At 51.2% G+C, this 22253-nt stretch carries 16 protein-coding genes and 6 tRNA genes; 20 read left to right on the top strand and 2 right to left on the bottom strand.

Annotation, left to right across the window (positions count from 1 at the left end):
- Nucleotides 1-128: 128 nt before the first annotated feature.
- From MUB23_RS16175 to MUB23_RS16090, 18 genes are all read left to right on the top strand, one after another.
- A tRNA-Asp gene (locus MUB23_RS16175) sits at nt 129-202 on the top strand.
- Nucleotides 203-219: 17 nt separating this feature from the next.
- A tRNA-Val gene (locus MUB23_RS16170) sits at nt 220-292 on the top strand.
- A 44-nt stretch (nt 293-336) separates the two neighbouring features.
- Nucleotides 337-409, top strand: a tRNA-Thr gene (locus MUB23_RS16165).
- A 22-nt stretch (nt 410-431) separates the two neighbouring features.
- A tRNA-Tyr gene (locus tag MUB23_RS16160) sits at nt 432-513 on the top strand.
- A 14-nt stretch (nt 514-527) separates the two neighbouring features.
- Nucleotides 528-601 (top strand) — tRNA-Met (locus tag MUB23_RS16155).
- A 7-nt stretch (nt 602-608) separates the two neighbouring features.
- Nucleotides 609-681, top strand: a tRNA-Phe gene (locus tag MUB23_RS16150).
- 477 nt (nt 682-1158) lie between these two features.
- On the top strand, nt 1159-2301 hold the full coding sequence (locus MUB23_RS16145; protein WP_244801791.1) for an aldo/keto reductase: 1143 nt from the start codon (nt 1159-1161) through the stop codon (nt 2299-2301).
- Between the two features lie 339 nt (nt 2302-2640).
- Complete coding sequence (locus MUB23_RS16140) at nt 2641-3333, top strand: response regulator transcription factor (protein WP_244801790.1); 693 nt, start codon at nt 2641-2643, stop codon at nt 3331-3333.
- Between the two features lie 17 nt (nt 3334-3350).
- Nucleotides 3351-5729 (top strand): sensor histidine kinase, encoded by a 2379-nt coding sequence (locus tag MUB23_RS16135; RefSeq protein WP_244801789.1) that lies wholly within the window; start codon nt 3351-3353, stop codon nt 5727-5729.
- 265 nt (nt 5730-5994) lie between these two features.
- Entirely contained in the window at nt 5995-7452 is a 1458-nt protein-coding gene (locus tag MUB23_RS16130) for an aminotransferase class I/II-fold pyridoxal phosphate-dependent enzyme (protein WP_244801788.1), read from the top strand.
- An 84-nt stretch (nt 7453-7536) separates the two neighbouring features.
- Nucleotides 7537-7683, top strand: coding sequence for a six-cysteine ranthipeptide SCIFF (scfA, locus tag MUB23_RS16125; RefSeq protein WP_244801787.1), 147 nt, complete (start codon nt 7537-7539; stop codon nt 7681-7683).
- 188 nt (nt 7684-7871) lie between these two features.
- The gene (gene scfB, locus MUB23_RS16120; RefSeq protein WP_244801786.1) at nt 7872-9251 is read left to right on the top strand and encodes a thioether cross-link-forming SCIFF peptide maturase; all 1380 of its coding nucleotides are present in this window, start codon (nt 7872-7874) and stop codon (nt 9249-9251) included.
- Between the two features lie 328 nt (nt 9252-9579).
- Nucleotides 9580-11865 (top strand): hydratase, encoded by a 2286-nt coding sequence (locus MUB23_RS16115; protein WP_244801785.1) that lies wholly within the window; start codon nt 9580-9582, stop codon nt 11863-11865.
- 394 nt (nt 11866-12259) lie between these two features.
- Nucleotides 12260-13171 (top strand): ABC transporter substrate-binding protein, encoded by a 912-nt coding sequence (locus MUB23_RS16110; protein ID WP_244801783.1) that lies wholly within the window; start codon nt 12260-12262, stop codon nt 13169-13171.
- Between the two features lie 165 nt (nt 13172-13336).
- Complete coding sequence (locus MUB23_RS16105; RefSeq protein ID WP_244801781.1) at nt 13337-14044, top strand: amino acid ABC transporter permease; 708 nt, start codon at nt 13337-13339, stop codon at nt 14042-14044.
- Nucleotides 14031-14756, top strand: a complete 726-nt coding sequence (locus MUB23_RS16100) for an amino acid ABC transporter ATP-binding protein (RefSeq protein ID WP_244801780.1) — start codon at nt 14031-14033, stop codon at nt 14754-14756. The genes MUB23_RS16105 and MUB23_RS16100 overlap by 14 nt, the downstream gene beginning before the upstream one ends.
- A gap of 19 nt (nt 14757-14775) precedes the next feature.
- Nucleotides 14776-16023, top strand: coding sequence for a ComEC/Rec2 family competence protein (locus tag MUB23_RS16095; RefSeq protein WP_244801778.1), 1248 nt, complete (start codon nt 14776-14778; stop codon nt 16021-16023).
- 175 nt (nt 16024-16198) lie between these two features.
- Complete coding sequence (locus MUB23_RS16090) at nt 16199-16993, top strand: HAD-IIA family hydrolase (RefSeq protein WP_330641915.1); 795 nt, start codon at nt 16199-16201, stop codon at nt 16991-16993.
- Nucleotides 16994-17246: 253 nt separating this feature from the next.
- Here the strand turns inward: MUB23_RS16090 and MUB23_RS16085 are convergent, their stop codons facing one another.
- On the bottom strand, nt 17247-18086 hold the full coding sequence (locus MUB23_RS16085) for an AraC family transcriptional regulator (RefSeq protein WP_244801776.1): 840 nt from the start codon (nt 18084-18086) through the stop codon (nt 17247-17249).
- Nucleotides 18087-18283: 197 nt separating this feature from the next.
- Between MUB23_RS16085 and MUB23_RS16080 the strand changes: the two genes are divergently transcribed.
- Together MUB23_RS16080 and MUB23_RS16075 are read left to right on the top strand one after the other, a co-directional pair.
- Nucleotides 18284-19597 (top strand): SLC13 family permease, encoded by a 1314-nt coding sequence (locus MUB23_RS16080; RefSeq protein WP_244801774.1) that lies wholly within the window; start codon nt 18284-18286, stop codon nt 19595-19597.
- Nucleotides 19598-19622: 25 nt separating this feature from the next.
- Nucleotides 19623-20573: a serine hydrolase domain-containing protein gene (locus tag MUB23_RS16075; protein WP_244801772.1), complete on the top strand. Its 951-nt coding sequence runs from the start codon at nt 19623-19625 to the stop codon at nt 20571-20573.
- 129 nt (nt 20574-20702) lie between these two features.
- Here the strand turns inward: MUB23_RS16075 and MUB23_RS16070 are convergent, their stop codons facing one another.
- Nucleotides 20703-21614: an MBL fold metallo-hydrolase gene (locus tag MUB23_RS16070; protein ID WP_244801770.1), complete on the bottom strand. Its 912-nt coding sequence runs from the start codon at nt 21612-21614 to the stop codon at nt 20703-20705.
- Between the last annotated feature and the right edge of the window lie 639 nt (nt 21615-22253).

Here is a 22253-nt window from a genome sequence, read left to right as displayed (position 1 = left end):
GCAGAGGTGGAAGTGCAGTAATGTATGGAGCTGACTGCTACTAATCGGTCGAGGGCTTGACCTCAAAAGTAAGGAATGGAAAAAGGATGTTAGAAACTTTTCGGTGTGCAGTTTTGAAGGTGTAATGAGGCCCGGTGGCTCAGTTGGTTAGAGCGCCGCCCTGTCACGGCGGAGGTCGTGGGTTCGAGTCCCATCCGGGTCGCTTTTATACTATTATGTGGAATCTTAGCTCAGCTGGGAGAGCATCTGCCTTACAAGCAGAGGGTCATAGGTTCGAGCCCTATAGGTTCCATTTTCTACGTCTTGTAGATTCCAGCCGGTCGAATTCGGTCATATGCCGATGTGGCTCAATTGGCAGAGCAGCTGATTTGTAATCAGCAGGTTATCGGTTCGAGTCCGATCATCGGCTTACCAAATTGCATATCATATATGGGGGAATTCCCGAGTGGCCAAAGGGGGCAGACTGTAAATCTGTTAGCTGTGCTTTCGGTGGTTCGAATCCACCTTCCCCCACTCAAACTTAATAACGCGGGGTGGAGCAGTCCGGAAGCTCGTTGGGCTCATAACCCAAAGGTCGCAGGTTCAAATCCTGTCCCCGCTACTCATGTGCCCAGATAGCTCAGTTGGTAGAGCAGAGGACTGAAAATCCTCGTGTCGCTGGTTCGATTCCGGCTCTGGGCACTTTCTTATGTCTAAAATTGAATAGCGCTTCGCTTTAGCCGAAGCACAAATCAGGCGGAAAGGCTGCTGTAACTTAGGTTGCGGCAGTCTTTTTTTGCCTGATCCGCTGGTAATAAGAAGGGTTAAAACAATAAAACGACAAGAAAATTTATGTAATTTAAAGACGGATTGAGCACAATTTTGAGGATAAGAAAATAAAGTTTTCCACAAAATGAGGAAATATAAACGAAAAAATGTGGATTACTGGAGAAAAACAGGTGTGAACTGTTGTTATTTTAGATTGGTATTCAATACCATAATTTGACATGCAGTGAAGTGGATTATTTATTTTATGAGAAAATATTAGCCGTATATCTCCTTGGTTCTGGTAAATAAGTTTTCGTTTAATAACCTGACCTAAAATTCTCTTGACCGATCATACCCCTAATAATATAATGAAGGAAAAGGCTGATAGGCTGTTTCCAGGAGGAAGATGGAATGGAGAAAAGAACGTTTGCAAAGCTGGGAGACTCGGTTTCTCTGCTTGGTTTTGGGGGAATGAGATTTCCTTTGATCGAAGGGACCACGGAGGTGGATATCTCTGCTACAGAAGAGATGATTGATCTCGCCATGAAAAATGGGGTCAACTACTATGATACAGCCTATCCTTATCACGGGGAAAAAGCCGAGGAGATTTTAGGGGGGATCCTGAAAAAATATCCGCGCGATTCCTATTTTCTTGCGGATAAACTTCCCCTTTGGATGCTGGAAAAGGAAGAGGAAGTGGATTCCTATTTTGACGAACAGCTGCGGCGCTGCGGCGTCACCTATTTTGATTATTATTTGGTTCATTCCATGAATGCGGAGCGTATACCAAAGATGGAGGAGTTCCGTACTTATGAAAAGCTAAAAGCCCGTCAGGAGAAAGGACAGATCCGCCACCTGGGATTCTCCTTCCACGATACCCCAGAAGCTTTGGAGAAAATGTTGGCGGTTCATCCCTGGGAATTTGCGCAGATTCAGCTGAATTACTTGGATTGGGATTTACAGCACGCGGACCGTCAGTATCAAATTTTGGAGGAAGCCGGTCTTCCTGTAGTTGTGATGGAACCATTAAGAGGCGGCTCTTTGACCAACCTTGGAGAAAAAGGAACGGAGCTTTTGAAGACTGCCCGCCCGGATCAAAGTATCGCTTCCTGGGGCATCCGTTTCGCCGCATCGAAGCCCGGCGTGATGACGGTTCTCAGCGGTATGTCGGCTATGGATCAGGTGGAGGACAATCTTCGTACGGTCTGCAATTTTGTTCCTCTTTCAGAGCAGGAAGAGAGTCTTTTGCAGTCAGCGTTGATGGAATATAAGAGGTCGGGCGCCATCCCATGCACGGGCTGCCGCTACTGTATGGAATGTCCGTCGGGCGTCGATATCCCGCGTGTCTTTGCCATTTATAATGCGTACAAGATCTCAAATCATGGGTTTGGCCTGACGAATTCCTATCAGCTTCTGGGTAAAGATCATCAGGCACAGAACTGTGTGGAGTGTGGCCAATGTATGGACCACTGTCCGCAAAAGCTATCGATTCCCGACTTGTTGAAAGAAGTAAAAGCGGAAGTGGAAAGAGTCGAAAAAGAAATGGATCATTGACCCATATATGATGTTAATCGGGAGTGCCGCCGGTGAGGGAGAAATCCTTTTATCGGAGGCATTCCCGGTTTTTGTTTCATAGCAAAATTTCCTTGAATTCTCCATGAAATAAAAACCGCTCCACTAAAGAGGCATATTTCGCTCTTGGAAAAACTTTTCCTTCGCTCTCCCATTAGGAATCTATGGAAATCGGATTGCGCCTGATTGTCTTGCGATTCATCGGGAAATAGCGTATAATTTCTTTAGCGTTTGCGCGGTTTAAAAGAAATTTAAGAATGCAGCTCGCAGATATTAACATTTATCCGGTAGAATCCAAATACCGGAATGAGGAGGAAAGAATTGGAGACGATCTTAGTTTGCGACGATGACAAGGAAATTGTGGAAGCAATCGACATCTATCTGACGCAGGAAAATTACCGGGTATTAAAAGCATACGATGGCATTGAGGCCCTGGATATTCTCCGAAAGGAAGAGGTCCAGCTTCTGATTATCGATATTATGATGCCGAAATTAGATGGGATCCGTGCCACCTTGAAAATCCGGGAGGAGAGCAGTATTCCGATTATCATCCTTTCCGCCAAGTCGGAGGATGCAGATAAAATATTGGGGCTGAATATCGGCGCCGATGATTATATGACCAAGCCCTTCAGCCCTCTGGAATTGGTGGCGCGAGTGAAATCCCAGCTGCGCCGCTATACAAAGCTGGGGACTATTGTGGAGAACAGAGACTCCGTTTACCGGACCGGCGGTCTGATGATCGACGATGAGAAAAAAGAAGTCACCGTGGAGGGCGAGGTCATCCGGCTGACTCCGATGGAGTACAATATTCTTCTTTTCCTTGTGAAGAATGCCGGTAAGGTTTATTCGATCGAGCAGATCTATGAAAATATCTGGAATGAAGAAGCCATCGGCGTGGACAACACTGTAGCCGTACATATCCGTCATATCCGGGAAAAGATTGAGATTAACCCCAAGGATCCTCAGTATTTAAAGGTGGTCTGGGGGATTGGATATAAAGTAGAAAAAATTTAGATGAGAAGGGGAGTTTTATGCGTATTGCGAAGCTGCCGAGAAAAGGTTATTGGCTGATTCATATGCTCTGCGTCGCTCTTTTGGCGGGGGGTGTTTTTTGCCTGTATTCGTTGTCACGGAATTCCTATTTTCCTTATATTATCAATCAGGAAGGCTTTCAGGAAACCGACGACTTTGAATACCAATTTTTTCAGAACGTGGACCGGGCGCTTCGCTATACCGACTTAAAACAAAAGCTGGAGACCAACGGGCAGTTGGATTTTTCCAAGACCGTAGCGATTCATAAAACCAGTGAAAACAGCCAGACCATGCTGAATCTCCAAGATGCCGTTGAATTTGGCGCGTCCATCGGGCTGAGCTTTGATAAGGATAAACGGCTGGTGGTGGGCTCGGAAAAAGTGTCGCTTCAGGATCTTCAAAATTTTTCTGAGGAACTGAGCACCGATGAAACCACCGTCGCTGCGGATGGAGAGCAGTCCACGGATTCCACACTGGAAGAAGTTGAGATTAAGGCGGAGGATAATGAGCTATGGAAGGAAATCTTGACCAATGAAGCCTCCTCCGCAGAAAAATCCATGCTCTTGGAACTTCTTTACCAGTTGGCGGAATATTACAATCTTCAGCGCCATCTGGGGATTAACGGCGACCCCTGCAACTTTTATTACCGGTTTGTGTTTACCAATTTGGACGGAGAACCTGTGGTATCCACCAACATGTCCTCAAACGGAACCTCCAATGATCTGCTGGGATTCGGTAAGTTTTTTAATGTGACCTCGGAAGACTCCTTTTTAAGCTACCGTCTATCCAGCGACACGGCAACTTCCGTATACCAGAATATTGCGAAATATGGGATTTTTGACGGCGGGACCTTTGAGATTGTAGCCGCTGTCGACACCAATTTTCCAGCCAATGATGGCTTCCGGGAGGGCCTCAGGAATTTCCGCCAGATTCAGATTTTTTTGATCCTTCTGCTGATAGCCGCTGTCTTGGCGCTGATCGTCTGGGGGCTTTCTCTGACCGGACTTTTCCAGACCATTGGGAAGGAAAAGAAACCGTTCGACACCTGGTATCTGGAGGCCGCGCTCTTTGTCTGTCTGATACCGGCCGCCGCGGCTGTTTGGGCGGGGGCCAGTATCTATAATGGTTTTCTGATGTCGTATTCGGTTGACATCATCGGAGGGCTTCTGGTATTCATTTTGGCTTATGTGCCTATTTTATGGGCAATATTCAGCTTCTTCCGGCGTACCCGAACCCAAGATTTGAGGAAGGCCAGTATTTTGAACCGGATTTCCCGCAGCATTGGAATGCTGTTCCGGGGGACGGGGCAAAACGGAAGCCATGCAATCTATGCGGCGTTGGGTTTCCTCGGATATGTGGTCTTAAATACACTTTTTGTGATCGGTTCCATCTTGTATATTCAGCAGAACCGTCTAAAGCTGTATGAGGGAAGGTGGAGCAGCTTACAGATCAATCTGGTGGGAGTGATTTGCTTCGGCGGCTTTATCCTGTTAAATCTTGTCTTTTTTATTCAGGCAATCCGAAAGGCCTTTCATCGGGAGAAGATCGCCGGCGTGGTGAAGAAAATTTCCGAAGGAAAGCTGGAAGCGAAAATTGATACCAACGGCATGAACGGCAGTGAACGGGTTCTCTCGGAATCCGTGAATGAGATCGGGGAAGGTTTGTCCCGCGCTCTGGTGGAGCAGACAAAGAGCGAAAGAATGCGGACCGATCTGATTGCCAATGTGTCCCACGACCTCCGGACGCCGCTGACTTCTATCATCAACTATGTGGATCTGCTGAAGCGGGAACATCTGCCGGGAGAGCGGGTCCAGGGATATCTGAATGTCCTGGAGCAGAAAGCGCAGCGTCTCCGGAATCTGACGGAGGATCTGGTGGAAGCCAGCAAAGCGAGCTCCGGCAATGTATCGGTGAATTGGGAGACCATCAATTTTGTCCAGATGATCAATCAGATGAACGGTGAATTCCAAGAAAGGTTTGACGCCTCCGGATTGAAAGAGATTACAACGATGGAGAATGTGCCGGTCCTGATCCGGACAGACGGCCGCCTGCTGTTCCGCGTGCTGGAAAATCTGTACAACAATGTCTGTAAATATGCGATGCCGGGAACTCGTGTCTACATTGACCTAAAAGAGACCTCCCACAAGGCAATCTTTACGATGAAAAATATTTCGGCGGACCCCCTGAATATTGCGCCGGAGGAATTGACGGAGCGGTTTATCCGGGGAGACGTATCCAGGACTACGGAAGGAAGCGGACTTGGCCTGTCCATTGCCAAGAGCATCACGGAGCTGTTGAAAGGAACCTTTGAGATTTATCTGGAAGGGGATCTGTTCCGGGCACGCCTGGTATTTTCCCTGGCGGAAGAGGAAGAATGAAAAATATCTGCGGAGCAGATATTTTTGTCCAAACGGAGCGGAGCGGAGTTCGGACTTCCCGCCGTTTTTATGGAGCGACGGAGGAGCGGAATAAAAATATCTGCGGAGCACAGCGGAATAACGTTTTCCCCAGATCCCTGCGTTTTCGGCAAAAGTATCCACAATATGGTGGTAGTTTTGTCCGCTTATGTGGAAAAATATAAACCAAACTTTGAATTTTGTGGAAAACTTTACAGGGAAAAGTCGAAATATAGGAGAAAATGCGATGGAAATGGTTTCCTTGGCGGAAAAATTACTACAATACGGGCAGAGCGGCGCCTGTCCGATGCACATGCCGGGCCATAAAAGAAACAGCCCGTTTTCTTGGATGGAGCCGTTTGCCAGGATGGATGTGACGGAGATCGATGGTTTCGACAACCTGCACGGCGCCGAAGGGATCTTGAAAGATGGCATGGAGCGGATGGCCCTTCTCTGGGGGAGCCGCCGCTCCTTTTTTTTAGTGAATGGGAGCACTTGTGGGATTCTCGCCGGGATCCGGAGCCTGACTCGCCCTGGGGATGAGATTTTGATGGCCAGAAACTGCCATAAATCCGTGTACCATGCGGTGGAAGTAAACCAGTTAAAACCAGTGTATTTGATGCCGGGTGTGGATGGGGAGACCGGAATTGCGGGAAGCATAAGGCCGGAGGCCGTGGAGGCATTGATCAAAGCCCATCCGAAGATCCGCCTGGCGGTGCTGACATCGCCGACTTATGAGGGGGTGATCAGTGATATCGCCTCGATTTCCGCGGTTCTTCACCGGAACGGGATCCCGCTTATGGTGGATGAAGCTCATGGAGCCCACCTGGGGTTTTCCAGCCGTTTTCCCGGCGGCGCCGTAAGGGCGGGGGCGGATGTCGTGGTTCAGAGCCTGCACAAAACATTGCCCAGCCTGACACAGACAGCGGCGGTTCATGTCTGTGGGGAAAGGGCGGACGAAGAGGCCTTGGCCCGCGAGCTGTCCATTTTTGAAACCAGCAGCCCTTCTTATTTATTAATGGCATCCATAGACAGCTGCGTAAGGCTGCTGGAGGAGCAGGGAGAGGAATTGTTCGAGGCATATGGGAAAAGACTGGATCGTCTGGATCAGCGCCTCTCCGGGCTTTCCCGTATAGACATTTGGGGGCTGCGGCAAAGGGGAGACGAGAGAGAAAGGGGGTTTTGGGGCTGGGATCGGAGCAAGCTTTTGATCGGCTGCCGGAAAGCCGGAATGACGGGACCGGAACTGATGAAGAGGATGCGGGGCCGGTATCAGATTGAGCTGGAAATGGCTTTGGGCGGATATGGGCTTGCCATGACTTCCCTGTGCGATACGGAGGAAGCTTTTGACCGGCTGGCGGAGGCTCTTTGGGCTTTAGAACGGCTGCCGTCAGAAGGGATCCTCCCGGCGATCGAAAGGCCGGCCGCCGGTCTCCCCCTCCGGGAAGCGTTCAGCTGGGAAGTCAAGGGGAAGGCAAAAACACCGATTGCTCTAAAAAGCGCTGCCGGCCGGACCTCCGCGGAATATGTCTGGTGTTACCCGCCGGGAATCCCCATGATTGTTCCCGGAGAGGTGATCTCACCGGAAATTGCGGAGGGATGGAGGGAAATGGAGGAGCGCGGGGTAGAACTTTCCAGCACCTACGGAGGGATATCAAAAGGCTTGTTGTATGTAACGGATGAGAGGGAAGGAAATTCGTGTTGACAGTTTTTCCGCGAAATGGTAACATAACCTTGCATGTATTGATTTTATTTATACAGGAATTCCATAGAAAAGGAGTGAACGAATATGAAGAGAATTCAGACTCTTGCGACCCGTGATCTGGCGTCCAGCAAGAAGACCGGCGGATGTGGAGAGTGCCAGACTTCCTGTCAGTCTGCTTGCAAGACTTCCTGCGGCGTTGCCAATCAGCCCTGCGAGAAGGCCAGCAAGTAAGTTCCGTTTTCGTACATCCTAAACGGGTATCATTTCATAGGACGCAAAGGTTCCTGTGAGAAAAACCAGGCTGCTGCCGGTGCCGGAGCCATCGAGGGATCCGGGCCCGCAGCAGTCTCTTTGTTTCCGAGAAACAAAGACGCTCCGTGAAGGAGGCGCACTTTTTCTATAATAAAAGGAGAAAACCATTGATTCATTCCTATCAGTTAAACGGATATCATATTGTACTGGACGTGTGCAGCGGATCGGTTCATGTGGTGGACGAGGTGGCTTTTGACATCATCAACCTCTACGAGAATGCCTCCGCCGATGAGATCGTGTCCAAAATGATGGAAAAATACGGTGAAAGAGAAGACGTCGACGAGGCAGAAATCCGGGAATGCCTTGCCGATATCGAGGAACTGAAAGCGGAGGGAAAGCTGTTCACGGAGGATATTTACGCCGGACAGGCCTTTGACTTGAAGAACCGGAAGACCGACGTGAAAGCCCTCTGCCTCCACGTAGCCCACACCTGCAACCTGACTTGTGAATACTGCTTTGCCAGCCAGGGCAAGTATCACGGGGACCGGGCGCTGATGAGTTTTGAGGTGGGAAAACGGGCCCTGGATTTTCTGATTGAAAATTCCGGGAGCCGCCGGAACCTGGAAGTGGACTTTTTCGGAGGGGAACCTCTGATGAACTGGGAGGTCGTCAAGGATCTGGTGGCCTATGCCAGGAGTGTTGAGAAAGAGGCGGGGAAGAATTTCCGCTTCACGCTGACCACCAACGGCCTGCTTTTAAATGAAGAGGTGATGGACTTTGCCAACCGGGAAATGCACAACGTGGTTCTCAGCCTGGACGGTCTGCCGGAAACCCATAACCGGCTGAGGAAGACCATCAGCGGCCAGGGAAGCTACGAGATCATCGTGCCAAAATTCCAGGAATTTGTGAAGCGGCGCGGGAATCGGAATTACTATGTCCGCGGCACGTTCACCCATAATAACGTGGAATTTACCAAGGATTTGTTTCACATGGCGGATCTGGGGTTCACGGAGCTTTCTATGGAGCCGGTGGTCTGTGCCCCCGGAGAGCCCTATGCTCTGACCGAGGAGGACCTTCCGGTTTTGTTCCGGCAGTATGAGATTCTGGCGGAGGAGATGTTAAAGCGCGAAAAAGAGGGAAGACCTTTCACCTTCTATCATTACATGATTGATCTGGAACACGGTCCCTGCATCTACAAGCGGATTTCCGGCTGCGGTTCCGGCACCGAATATCTGGCGGTTACTCCGTGGGGCGAGCTCTATCCCTGCCATCAGTTTGTCGGGGACTCCAAGTACAGCCTCGGCGACGTTTGGAAGGGAATTGAGAATCGGGAGAGGCAGGAGGAGTTTAAGCTCTGCAACGCCTATGCCCGTCCGGAATGCCGGGACTGCTGGGCAAGGCTCTATTGCAGCGGCGGCTGCGCAGCCAATGCCTACCACGCGGCGGGAAGCGTTCTTGGTACCTATGAGTACGGATGCGAGCTATTCCGCAAGCGCATGGAGTGCGCGATTATGCTGCAGGCGGCGAGAAACAGCGCAGCCGGGTAAGCGCCGTTATTTATGGAGCGGCGGAGGAGCATAAGAATAAATATATGCAGAAATGCTTTGTAGATATACAAAAACTAAATGAAAGAGACTTTCTGCCAGAAACAGAAAAACCTGCCGGATCCACCTGCTTAAGGGGAAGGCTGAAACCTTAAAAAAGCTACTTTTCACAAGGCATAGCGGAAAAAAAGTTAGGAAAACCAAGACGAAAAGTTATTCGTTATATTTTGCTCAATTTTTCTGTCAGACTTCTTGACTTCTTGAGGTTTTTGTATAATAATGAATATATCTATCGCCGAGGTAACAGGCGGTAAAGAAGGAGGATAAACCAATGAAATTGTACGAGAACGGTGCGTATCTCATCAATGGCGTGGACCTCGTAGAGGACACGGGAGATGTCGCCCAGGCCGTTGCCGCGAAGACCGGCAGCGCTCCGGACAAGGAGGCTGCAAAGAAGGGAACGATGGCTTACAGCATTCTGACCAGCCATAATACTTCCGGCAATGACAAAGATCTGAAGATCAAATTCGACAAGATGACCTCTCATGACATTACGTTCGTAGGTATCATCCAGACCGCAAGAGCTTCGGGTATGACCGAGTTCCCTCTGACCTACGTTCTGACCAACTGCCACAACAGCCTGTGTGCTGTAGGCGGAACGATCAACGAAGATGACCATATGTTTGGTCTGACTGCCGCTCAGAAATACGGCGGAGTTTATGTACCCCCTCATCAGGCGGTTATCCATCAGTATGCCAGAGAAATGATGGCAGGCTGTGGCAAGATGATTCTGGGTTCCGACTCTCACACCCGTTACGGCGCCCTGGGTACCATGGCTGTCGGCGAAGGCGGCGGTGAGCTGGCGAAGCAGCTGTGCGGCCGTACATACGATGTTAAGATGCCTCCGGTAGTTGCGATCTACATGACCGGCAAGCCTCGCGTAGGTGTAGGCCCTCAGGACGTAGCTTTGGCAATCATCGGCAAGGTGTTTAAGTGCGGCTATGTTAAGAATAAAGTAATGGAGTTCGTAGGCCCTGGCATCTCCAACCTGTCTGCTGACTTCCGTATTGGCATCGATGTTATGACCACCGAGACCACCTGCCTGTCCTCCATCTGGAGAACCGACGACAAGATCAAAGAGTGGTACGACATTCACGGCAGAAGCGAAGAGTATGCTGAGCTGAATCCGGCTGCGGTTACCTACTACGACGGCGTTGTAGAGATCAACCTGGACGAGATCAAGCCTATGATCGCTATGCCTTTCCATCCGAGCATGGCTTACACCATTGACGAAGTGAATGCAAACCTGAAGGACATTCTCCACGAGACCGAGGAGAGAGCAAAAGTAAGCTTTGGCGACAAGGTTCAGTACTCTCTGCAGGATAAGGTTGTGGACGGCAAGCTCTATGTGGAGCAGGGCCTGATCGCTGGCTGCGCCGGCGGCGGCTTTGAGAACATCATGGCGGCTACCGATATCCTGAAGGGCAAATACATTGGCTCCGATAAGTTCACCCTGAGCGTATATCCGGCTTCCACTCCGATCTACATGGAGATCATCAAGAACGGTGCCGCGGCTACGCTGCTTGAGACCGGTGCGATCCTGAAGACCGCATTCTGCGGCCCTTGCTTCGGCGCTGGCGATACCCCGGCGAACAATGCGTTCTCCATCCGTCACGCGACCCGTAACTTCCCGAACCGTGAAGGTTCCAAGGTACAGAACGGCCAGATCGCTTCCGTTGCTCTTATGGACGCCCGCTCCATCGCAGCTACCGCTGCCAACAAGGGCTTCCTGACCAGCGCAGAAGGATTTGAGGGCTTCAAGCCTTACCAGTACCACTTCGACAGCACCATCTATGAGAATCGTGTATACGACAGCAAGGGTGTTGCTCATCCGGAAGTGGAACTGCTGGAAGGCCCGAACATCAAGCCTTGGCCGGCAATGACTGCTCTGACCGACGATGTGATGCTGAAGGTTGTTTCCGAGATCCATGATCCGGTTACCACCACCGACGAGCTGATCCCGTCCGGCGAGACCTCTTCCTTCCGTTCCAACCCTCTGGGCCTGGCTGAGTTCGCTCTGAGCCGTAAGGATCCCAACTACGTTCCGAACGCTAAGGAAGTGCAGGCGGTTGAGAAGGCCCGTCAGGCTGGCACCAGCCCCATGGAAGACGCTGGATTTAAGGCTGCCTATGAAGCAGTTCAGAAGCAGTTCCCGAACGTAGATCCGATGAACACCGCGATCGGTTCCACAATCTACGCTGTGAAGCCTGGCGACGGCTCCGCACGTGAGCAGGCTGCTTCCTGTCAGAAAGTACTGGGCGGCTGGGCGAACATTGCTCATGAGTATGCAACCAAGAGATATCGTTCCAACCTGATCAACTGGGGCATGATGCCTTTCCTGTATGACGGCGACGATAAGGAGCTTCCTTTCGCTCTTGGCGACTACGTATTTATCCCTGGCATCCGCAAGGCGATCGAGGAGAAGGCGGAAGAGATCAAGGCTTATGCTGTGAAGAACGGCGCCCTGACCGAATTCGTTGTGAAGCTTGGCGATCTGACCGACGCTGAGAGAGATATCATCAAAGCTGGATGTCTGATCAACTACTACAGAGGCTAATCTTTCGCCTTTGTTACGGGGGAGGGTGCATGATGATGCACCCTCCTTTTTCTTCGGTAATTTCTTTGGACGATGGATCCACAAGCAGCTGTACAAAGAACGGCTTTCGAAAGATAGCCCCGACAGCAATTTCTTGGCTGCTATATGAATGGGTAAAGGGAGACGATTTCCCCATAGGCAAGATCACGCTGAGAACGCTGAAAAAGGGAGAAGCACCGGGTTTTAGGGGCGGTTCCGGCAATGGTGGGGCGGGAAACAGCAGATTGGATCAATTTTCCGCCTGAAATAGAAATTAATGCTTGCCTTTTTGGCAAAAGCTGATAAAATATAAATCAAAAGCCATTTCTATTTATATTTATTCATAGATGGCACGACAAAATTGGAGGAAAAAGTTATGAAAAAATTTGCAGCAGCAATGTTGGCAGGAGTGATGGCTCTGTCCATGACGGCCTGCGGTTCCAGTTCAAACCCGACGACGGCTGCGGCTACGACAGCGGCCCCTTCGACAGAGGCAGCGACGACGGCGGCAGATAAGAATACGGAGGCAGCGACCACGGCTGCGGGTACCACAGCGGCCGCTACGACGGCAGCAGTGGACTTTTCCAGTGTGAAGACGGTTTCCGACGGCAAGCTGATTGTCGGAACCGAGGCTGGTTTTGCTCCTTATGAATATCTGTCCGGCGACCAGGTGGTCGGCGTGGACATGGATCTTGCGAAGGCGATTGCAGACAAGATGGGCCTGGAGCTGGAAATTCAGAATATGGATTTTGACGGCGCTCTGGCTGCGGTGCAGCAGGGCAAGGTAGATATCGTGGCTGCCGGTGTATCGATTGATCCTGAGCGTTCCAAGGTGATGGATTTCTCCGATAACTATGTGGACTCGACCGAAGTGGTTGTGGTGAACGCGGCATCCCCGGCTCTCAGCGAGCCGACCGGCGAAGCGCTGAAGGACAAAACGGTAGGCGTTCAGCAGGGAAATATTGCGGATCTGTGGGTTTCCAATACGGAAAATACTGCTCCGAAGGAAATCATTCGTTATACGAAATTTGCTCAGGCTGCCGAGGATCTGAAGAACGGAAAGATCGACTGCATCGTTATGGATGAACTGCCCGCCAAGGAGCTGGTGGAATCCAGCGGCGGCGCTCTGGCGATCCTGGAAGGCGATCCGTTGTTTGTGGATCAGTATGCCATCGCGGTACAGAAGGGAAATTCCGATCTGCAAGCTGCGATCAATGTTGTGATCCAGGAGCTGAAGGATACCGGAAAGCTGGATGAGATCATTGCCAGCCACAGCACGGCGAAATAAGATTCCCAGGATTGAAACACAATCAAGGGATCTGACCGGCAGTGGCATAAGGGATTTGCCGGAGGCAAATCGATCGATGAAATCACTGCATAGGAAAGAAGAGGAGACAGAGGGAGCTGCCTTTGCGGCGCCCTCTTCTTTCCTCGAAGAGGGAGAAGAAGACAGATGGAATGGCTGAATACACTGTACGAAAGCTTTTATAATGCGCTGGTGCCTGAGCAGCGTTATCTGGCCTACTTGAGCGGGTTAAAGATGACGCTGCTGATTGCGTTCTTTGCGGTTTTGCTTGGCGTGATCATTGGTATGGTTGTGGCTGTGCTGAAAGTCGGCGGCCGGAACAGTAAAAACCCACTGTTGCGTTTCTTGGCGAAAGTGGGGACGTTCTATACAACCGTGATCAGAGGCACCCCTGTCATTGTACAGGTGCTGATCATTTACAACCTGATTTTCACCTCCCCGGATACAAATAAAATTATTGTCGGTACCGTATGTTTCGGCATTAACTCCGGCGCCTATGTGGCGGAGATCATCCGGGCGGGAATCGAATCGGTTCCCCGCGGTCAGATGGAGGCGGGCCGGTCCCTCGGTTTCCACTATATTCAGACCATGCGTTACATTATCCTGCCCCAGGCAGTAAAGAACATTCTGCCAGCTCTGGGCAACGAGTTTATCGTCATGGTGAAGGAGACTTCTGTCATCAGCGTCATTGCCGTAAACGACCTGACGAAAATGGCTCAATATGTCGGGTCCCGGACCTGGGATATCATACCTCCGATGGTCATCGCAGCGGTTATCTATTTGATTATCACGCTGATCTTGACCAAAGTGATGGGAATTTTTGAGAGGAGGCTGAGTCAGGGTGATCATCACTAAAAATTTACAGAAAGCATTTGGGGACCATCAGGTTCTCTGCGGGATTGACCAGCACATTGAAAAAGGGGAAAAAGTTGTGGTGATCGGTCCTTCGGGCTCCGGAAAGTCCACCTTCCTCCGCTGTCTGAACCTGTTGGAGGAGCCTACCGGCGGCGAGGTGATCTTTGAAGGGGTCAATATCACGGACCCGTCCTGCGATATCAACAAGCTGCGCCAGCAGATGGGAATGGTATTTCAGCAGTTTAATCTGTTTCCCCATAAGACCGTCAAGCAGAATATTACGCTGGCACCGATTAAGCTGAAAGGGATTAGTCAGCAGGAGGCTGATGAGCTGTCAAAGCGGCTTTTGGATCGGATCGGCCTGCCGGAGAAGGCGAACGCCTATCCGGGACAGCTCTCTGGTGGCCAGCAGCAGCGAGTTGCGATTGCGCGGGCCCTGGCCATGAACCCAAAGGTTATGCTTTTTGACGAGCCTACTTCCGCGCTGGACCCGGAGATGGTAGGAGAAGTGCTGGAACTGATGAAGGAACTGGCAGAGGACGGCATGACAATGGTCGTGGTAACCCATGAGATGGGCTTTGCCAAAGAAGTAGCCACCCGTGTGCTGTTTATCGACGAAGGAATCGTGAAGGAAGAAAATCGCCCGATGGAGTTTTTCGAGAATCCGAAAAACGACCGGTTGAGAGACTTCTTATCCAAGGTATTACATTAAAGAAAAATAGGAAGATATGATGAAAGAAAAGAAATCGTTTTCATTTACGGCTGTTGTACGTTTCTTGGGAGTCCTGCTCCTTACGGCGTCAATGGCCGTTTCCTGTGGAGGGAACCTTTCTCAGGGCGATACGCAAACCTCCGCAGCGCAGAACCAGGTCACAGAAACACAGGAGGCAGAAACTAAGGCTACAGGCACGCAGGCGGCCGCCGGAGCAGAATCAAGCGCCGGAGATGAATCGGCCGGGGCCACAAAGGGGCCTTCGTCCACGCCGAAGGATGGGACGCTGGAGGTCCATTTTCTGGATGTCGGTCAGGCGGACTGCACGCTTCTTGTCTGTGACGGCGAGGCCATGGTGATCGACGCCGGGAACAATGCCGACGCCAATACGATCAAGGATTATTTCAATGAACAAGGGATCAAAGAGCTCAAATATGCGATTGGAACCCATCCCCACGAGGATCACATCGGATCCATGGATGCGGTCATCGGTATCTGGCCGCCGGAGACTCTGTTTCTGCCCCAGGTAGAGACAGAGACCCGCTCTTTCCAAGACGTTCTGCACGCGGCGGAAAAAAAGAATGTGCCAATCACGCGGCCGGTTATCGGACAGCAATATGATCTGGGCGGCGCCAGCTTTCAGATATTGGGACCGATCACGGATTACGGGGATGAGCTGAATAATTGGTCCATCGCCCTGAAGGTGACGTATGGGGACTGCACTTTCCTGTTCACCGGGGACGCCGAGACCGAGGCTGAGGAGGATTTGTGCGAGAGCGGCCAGGATTTGTCGGCGGACGTGTACCAGGTCGGCCACCACGGCAGTTCGACGGCCACCGGCACCGAGTTTTTAAAAAGAGTGAATCCGAAATATGCGGTGATCAGCTGCGGCCAGGGGAATGACTACGGCCACCCCACAGCCCAGACTTTGGAGCGCCTGGACGCCCAGGGGGCAGAAATTTTCCGGACCGATGAACAGGGCACGGTGGTAGCCCTCTGCGACGGCAAAGACATTGTCTGGAGCACCGGCCCCAGCGCTTCCCGCCGGACCGGCGAAAAAGAGCCGGAACCTGCGGCCACGTTTGAGACGGTTACGGAGGTGTCCGCAGATGCGGATTATGTGCTGAACACCCGGTCTAAGAAATTCCACCTGCCAAGCTGCGACAGCGCAAAGACAATTGCTGTGGACAATTACTCGGAATTTCAGGGGAGCCGGGAAGAACTGATCGCAGAGGGGTATGAGCCCTGCGGTAGATGTAAGCCTTGAGAATTGATTTTTCACTGTGAGCCGCCGGGGCGGTCAGAAACCGGCGGCTCTATTTTTATGACAGCCGGGCGGAATAAGAAATATTTTGGATTTTACAGAAGCTTTACAATAAGGATCCCTCTGATTTTACATTTCTCTGCGATACTAGAGGCATATGGAAAAAAGGAGGAGAAATTTGATCGAAGCAAAAAAGACAAAACGTGGATTTATCTGTGATATGGACGGCGTGATTTATCACGGCAGCCGTCTTCTGCCCGGCACCAAGGAATTTCTGGATTGGCTGTACCGGGAAAACAAGCATTTCCTGTTCCTGACGAATTCCAGCCAGCTGACGCCGGAGGGCCTGCAAAAAAAGCTGGCGAAAATGGGACTGGAGGTGGACGCTGTCCACTTTTATACCAGCGCACTGGCGACCGCCCGGTTTATCCGCTCCCAGTCGGAGCATGCGACCGCTTTTGTGATCGGGGCTGGAGGACTGAAGGAGGCATTAAGCGCGGAAGGGGTTGCTTTCACGGAGAAAGAGCCGGAGTATGTGATTGTTGGCGAGGACAATGATTACCATTACGACGACATTGTAAAGGCTGTGCGCCTGACCATGGCGGGGGCCAAGCTGATCGGGACCAACACGGACCTGACGGGACCGACGGAATTCGGGATTATCCCGGCTTGCCGGAGCCTGATCGCGCCTATTGAGCGGGCCACCGGGAAAGAAGCCTATTATGTGGGCAAGCCCAATCCGTTGATGATGCGGACCGGCATCCGGATTCTCGGCGTGCATTCAGAGGAAGCGGTGATGATCGGTGACCGGATGGATACGGATATCGTGGCGGGCATTGAATCCGGCATGGATACGGTGCTGGTGCTGTCCGGAGTCACATCCAGAGAAGAAATTGGCCGTTTTCCGTACCGGCCGAGACTGGTGCTTTCCGGGATCGGAGAGGTGCCGAAGGCGTTTTCCGACAAGAGATAAGAGAAAAAGAAATGCTTTGTGGAATCTGCTTTAGCCAGGTTCTTTTTTTATTTCATAGGAAATTCCTTTGGAATTCCCTATGAAACAAAAAAACGCTCCGCTATGGATGCACACGCAAATGCAAAGGAAGATGTCGCTGACGCGACGCATTTGCGGCGCAGAATTTCGCTTTGCGAAATTCTTTCTTGTTCAGGACGCATTTGCCGCAAAATATAGCAGAACCAAATTCTCTTTGAGGGAAAATCCTTCTGAATCAAAAGTGAATCAGGTGGGAGCGGTTTTTCTTTCGAAAATCCGCTGGTGTCTGGCCGATTTTCTTTTTAAACTGGCGGATATAGCCGGTGGCGCTGTCAAAACCGGAACGAAATGCAATCTCTTCCACGGTCCGATTGGAGAGAATCAGGTCCACCGTGCTGTAGATAATCCGGGACTGGATCGCCAGATCGATGGGAGAGATCCCGAATTCTGCGGAAAACTGATGGCTCAAATGGGAAGGGCTGACGGCAAACATTCTTCCCAGAGAGTCTAATGTAATCTTCTCCTCCAGGTGGTCGGAGATATAATGATAAATTTGGTGAAGGACTGTGGCTTCCTGACGGATGCCGGAATCGTTTATAATGGGCCGTGATTCCTGCGAAAAAAGCAGTGACATCAGATAGACCAGGGAGGAGGCGCAGGAATAGCAGGTATCTCGGCCCTGAACCGGCGCTTCTTTGTGAAGCGAAAAAACCAGCCGCGCCAACTGCACCAGTTGGGAAGTGTAAGCTCCGGCGTGGGTCAGGGAAGCGGTCGGGCGTTTCCGCTCCTTTAACAGGAAACCGGAGCCGGGAAGAAGTGTGGCGGTGCAGTACTCTAAATCTTGGGAGGCTGGGTACAAGCAGTGATATTGGCCGGGCGGCGACAGGAGAATATCACCCTTCTGTACGGATATCGTATGGTCATGAGTGGTAAATAATCCGTTTCCATTCAGTACAACGGCGGTCTCTAAAAAGTCATGATAGTGGATCCGGGAGCCCCAGGTGATGGGGGCAGGCTTGTAGGACATGGAACTTATGGCAAACGGAGCAGGTTTGGTCTGGTTAAATTCATTCATAAGATTCCTTTCTTGCCGTCCCGAAGCAGAGGTTTTCTCACGGAAAGCAGGAGAAAAAACTGAAAAAGCAGGATCGGCTGATCACATACTGCAAAAGACCGGAAACATATCGAAATTCCGGTCCTGAAAAAGCAGGATTGGCTGATGAATTTTAGGGGATATTTTTATAAAATAATCGTATCAAATGAGAAAGGAGTATGCTTCCTGATCATGGAAGCGGCGTACAAAAAATGACCCCTATGCAGATTACTATCGCCATTACCGTATTGATGGCAGTCTTGTTCATGGTGCCTAAGATGCCTTTTGGCCTCTCCGCTATGCTCTGCTGTTTTTTGCTGGCAGTAACCGGCGTCTCCCCCATCTCGGAGGCGTTCAGCGGGCTTTCCCACTCCAATGTGATCATGGTTGCCTCCATGTTTGGCCTCAGCGCAGCCCTCCAAAAGACCAGCCTGGCGTTTCGGGTTAAGGACTTCATCGGTGTGATGGCCGGGAAGAGGGATATTGTTTTGATGATTACCCTTTCTCTGCTGTTCGTCGTGATGCTGCTGGTGCTGCCCGGCATGGTTCTGATGGTAATGTTTTCTACTTTCTTAGGGTCTCTCGGTGATAAAAGCGAGGTGACCCCGTCCCGCATTATTCTTCCCATGCTGATGATCAATGTCTGCTGGGAGACCTGTATCCCCATCGGTATGGGCGCTACCCAGGATTTTCAGGCAAACGCTTACATAGAAAATATTGTTTCCGCAGAACAGATGCTGGTGTTTGGGGACATGTTTAAAGTCCGTATCCTGCCGGCGATCCTCGTGATTGTCTATGCCTGCTGGGTCTGGAAAAAGCTGCCGAAACGTTCGCTGACCATCAACGATGACATGTCCTCCAAAATTAAAAGGGGAGAGCTGCCCAAATGGAAAGAGTGGCTGGTGTATGCAATCTTTCTCTGTGTAGTTCTGGTACTGATCCTGAACAAATACTTCGGTCAGTTAATGTTTCTCATTCCTGGCCTGGGCCTGGTGGTCCTGGGCCTGACAAAGGTATTGACTCCCAAGGAAATCACCCAGAACGTATGCTCCGACACGATCTGGATGCTGGCCGGTATTATGGGGATCACCGCTGCCCTGACCAGCACCGGAGCGGCCGACGCCATCGGCGGAGCTTTGTACTCTCTGATCAGCTGGACGGACAACGGCTTTTTGATCATGCTGATCGTCTGCCTGTTTACGGCGGTTATGACTACGTTCCTGTCCAACTCAGGCTGCCGCGGCGTACTGATCCCGCTGGTGGCTGCCATGGCCGTATCGGCGGGCATGGATCCCAGAGGACTGATCTGCTGCGTCTCCATTGCAGCAGGCTACGCGTTTTGTTTTCCGACCGGCAGCACCACCTGCGCCTTTGCCTTTGCGCTGGGCGAGTACAATCCGGCCAAAGTGCTGAAATGGACCTTACCCTTGCTGCTCGTTCTCTGCGTGATTACGGCAGTCTGCGCGGAATTGGTATTTCCGGTATTTGGCTGACGGTATCCCAGGAAAAGGAGAAAATATGAAAGAATCCAGTTTTTTAGCTCCTTTTGTGGAGAGGGCGGCCGAGGAAAACCTTAATATCTTCGGAATCGAGATCTACGAAGGGGGAGCCCTGCGGGATCAATACCGCTGGAAGGAAGACGAACCGGTCAACATCTGGTCCCATACCAAATGCTTTACCAGCGCAGCAGTGGGGCTTGCCGTCTCCGAGGGGAAACTGATGCTCTCCGACCGGATTGTGGAGCTTTTTCCGGATTATCAAGAGATAAACCCGGATCCTCGGTTTAAGAGGCTGACCCTCCGCCACGTGCTTACCATGTCCTCCGGCCAAAAAAGTGAACTTCTCTTTGGACCGATGCGGGACGACCCGGAGTATCAGCTGGCCCATCTGCCAAAGGATCGGGCCGGAAATCCGATGGATCTTTTAGAGCGGATTTTGTCGGAGCCCTTTGAGGAGGAACCGGGAGAAAGCTTTGCCTATTCCAACTGTGAGGCGGATATCGCGGCCCGCTGTGTGGAACGGGCGGTGGGAATGACCTTGCAGAATTACGTCTACCATCGGCTGCTCAAGCCGATGGGAATCCCTTATCCCAGGTGGCAGTCCGATCTGCGGGGCCATAGTTACGGCGATGCCGGATTGTTTTTAAAAACCTCGGATATGGTAAAACTAGGCCTGCTTTACTGTCAGGAGGGCGTATGGGAAGGGAAAACGCTCCTTCCCACCGGCTGGATAAGGGAATCCACAAAAAAGCAGATTGATACGCCAATCCGGGATCCCTGGGACTGCGGTTACGGCTATCTGATCTGGAAATTTCCGGTGGACGACGGCTACCGTTTTGCCGGGATCGGCGGGCAGAACACGATCGTTCTCCCGTCCAGGGGGATTGTCATCGGCATGAACGCCCAGGTTGGCAGGAGGCTTGGAGAATTAAAGCGGCTTGTCACGGAAACCATCATCGACCGGCTATAGCGGCTGGATTTTCAGGGGCTTGCGCGTCCAAAAGAGGGCTGCCAGGGGAGAAGGGAATCACTCATCTCCCCTGGCAGCCCTCTTGACGCGTCAGCCGGTACAGGAAAGGTCCGGCTGGGATCCGATCGGTCAGGATTTCTGGTCAAAGACCCGGTCGTGCTCGTAGATGATACTGCAGTAAGCGTAGGTCATGATCCGCCGGCTTCCCGTATCGGGTTTTTTGTGTTTATAAAAATCATAGGGGTTCGGCACCCGGCGGGGAATCACCATGCGGCCTTCCGGATCCGGGTCGGGCATGATGGGTTTGGGGGCGTAGTAGACCTGCGCCTCGCTGCCCTTTAATATTTGATTCAGGCACTGCATCTGTCGGTAGAGGATCATGTGATCGTATACGAAGCCGCCGCCGAAGATCCAGTCGATCTCTTCGATGTGCTCATACAGCCGGGCCACGTTTCTTGCGTAGGCTTCTACGGTGGTGCGCACTTCCTTGTAGGCAGGAGTTCCCAGCTCATCGCCGGAGAAAAGAAGCCGGTTTTTCCGGTCCAAGAGCATCATGCTGCCAGCCGCGTGATCCGGCACGGCAAAGACTTCCAGCTCCCGGCCGCCCAGGTCGATGATATCCCCGTCGGAAACCACATGGATCGGGTAATCGCGGGGGATATCCAGATCATTGAGATACGCATATCGATAATCCGGACTGGTGACGGCGTCTTTGCACGCCTGGGTCATATAGACCTCGTCAAAATAGCAGTTGCCAACGGTGTGGTCGAAGTGTTCGTGGGTGTTGGCGGCGCGCCGGATGGGCTTATCGGTCAGCTTCCGGCACATTTCGCGGAGGTTGCCGCAGCCGTTGCCGGTATCGATGACCAGGGCTTCCTTTTCGCCCTCCACCAGATAGATGTAATCCCCGGCGGTTGTGATCTGCCAGGTTCCGGGCGCCCGGAGTCTGGCTTTGAAATAGGGCTCGTCCGCCCGCTGAATGGAGCCGTCGTCCGCTTCAATGAACCAGTCGTGGAGCGGAGAAAAGTCAATTTCTTTCATGATGAAATCCTCCTTTTAGAAAAATTTTACCATGAGAGAGAGAAATCTACAAATACATAGCAAAAAGGTCTTATAGATTATTCTTATAACAGGAAGGGCCGCTCTTTACAGGACAAAGGCATCCATTCTCTTTTCCGTTTGTCCCTTAGGGGCAGAATCTGCGATGGATAACGGATTGACTATGGCTTAATAAGAGATGGATGAGAATCTCCCTTCCATATAAAAGAGAATTTTGACCTGAAAATTTCTGCGTTGCAAATGCGCCGCGTTAGCACATTTTCCTTTGATACAAAAAAAGCAACTGCCGCTTAAAAGCGCCAGTTGCTTGGAACGATTCACATTCTTTTCGTGGATTCTGTGTCAGAACGTAGCTTCTCCGTTTTTCCGGGAAAGGAACAGATAACTGCCTATCGCGAAAACGGGCAGCAGAATCAGGATTAGTTTTTTCATGAGTGCCTCCTTTTTTGTCTGGTTGTCCATTAGTATCCTCAACTTCTTTTCTATCATACCAAAGAAAAGTGAAAATCAGAGCAATGAAAAGGAAAGAGAATGTGAATAAAAAATGACAAATTAGTGATCGATGTGACCGCAGACGTTTCTGGAATAATCCTTTTCGCCGTCCGAAACTTTAAAACGAAA

Origin of the sequence: Cuneatibacter sp. NSJ-177 (genome assembly GCF_022867805.1) — a bacterium.
Taxonomy (GTDB): Bacteria; Bacillota; Clostridia; order Lachnospirales; family Lachnospiraceae; genus Pseudolachnospira.
This window is presented reverse-complemented; position numbering and strand designations above follow the sequence as displayed.

What these genes read in the sequence shown, in the direction of transcription:
- MUB23_RS16070 (WP_244801770.1), bottom strand. Translation starts at nt 21,614, where the DNA reads ATGAAAGAAATTGACTTTTCTCCGCTCCACGACTGGTTCATTGAAGCG.
- MUB23_RS16085 (WP_244801776.1), bottom strand. Translation starts at nt 18,086, where the DNA reads ATGAATGAATTTAACCAGACCAAACCTGCTCCGTTTGCCATAAGTTCC.
- MUB23_RS16080 (WP_244801774.1), top strand. Translation starts at nt 18,284, where the DNA reads ATGCTTCCTGATCATGGAAGCGGCGTACAAAAAATGACCCCTATGCAG.
- scfA (WP_244801787.1), top strand. Translation starts at nt 7,537, where the DNA reads ATGAAGAGAATTCAGACTCTTGCGACCCGTGATCTGGCGTCCAGCAAG.
- MUB23_RS16130 (WP_244801788.1), top strand. Translation starts at nt 5,995, where the DNA reads ATGGAAATGGTTTCCTTGGCGGAAAAATTACTACAATACGGGCAGAGC.
- MUB23_RS16110 (WP_244801783.1), top strand. Translation starts at nt 12,260, where the DNA reads ATGAAAAAATTTGCAGCAGCAATGTTGGCAGGAGTGATGGCTCTGTCC.
- MUB23_RS16095 (WP_244801778.1), top strand. Translation starts at nt 14,776, where the DNA reads ATGAAAGAAAAGAAATCGTTTTCATTTACGGCTGTTGTACGTTTCTTG.
- MUB23_RS16115 (WP_244801785.1), top strand. Translation starts at nt 9,580, where the DNA reads ATGAAATTGTACGAGAACGGTGCGTATCTCATCAATGGCGTGGACCTC.
- MUB23_RS16145 (WP_244801791.1), top strand. Translation starts at nt 1,159, where the DNA reads ATGGAGAAAAGAACGTTTGCAAAGCTGGGAGACTCGGTTTCTCTGCTT.
- MUB23_RS16075 (WP_244801772.1), top strand. Translation starts at nt 19,623, where the DNA reads ATGAAAGAATCCAGTTTTTTAGCTCCTTTTGTGGAGAGGGCGGCCGAG.
- MUB23_RS16105 (WP_244801781.1), top strand. Translation starts at nt 13,337, where the DNA reads ATGGAATGGCTGAATACACTGTACGAAAGCTTTTATAATGCGCTGGTG.
- MUB23_RS16135 (WP_244801789.1), top strand. Translation starts at nt 3,351, where the DNA reads ATGCGTATTGCGAAGCTGCCGAGAAAAGGTTATTGGCTGATTCATATG.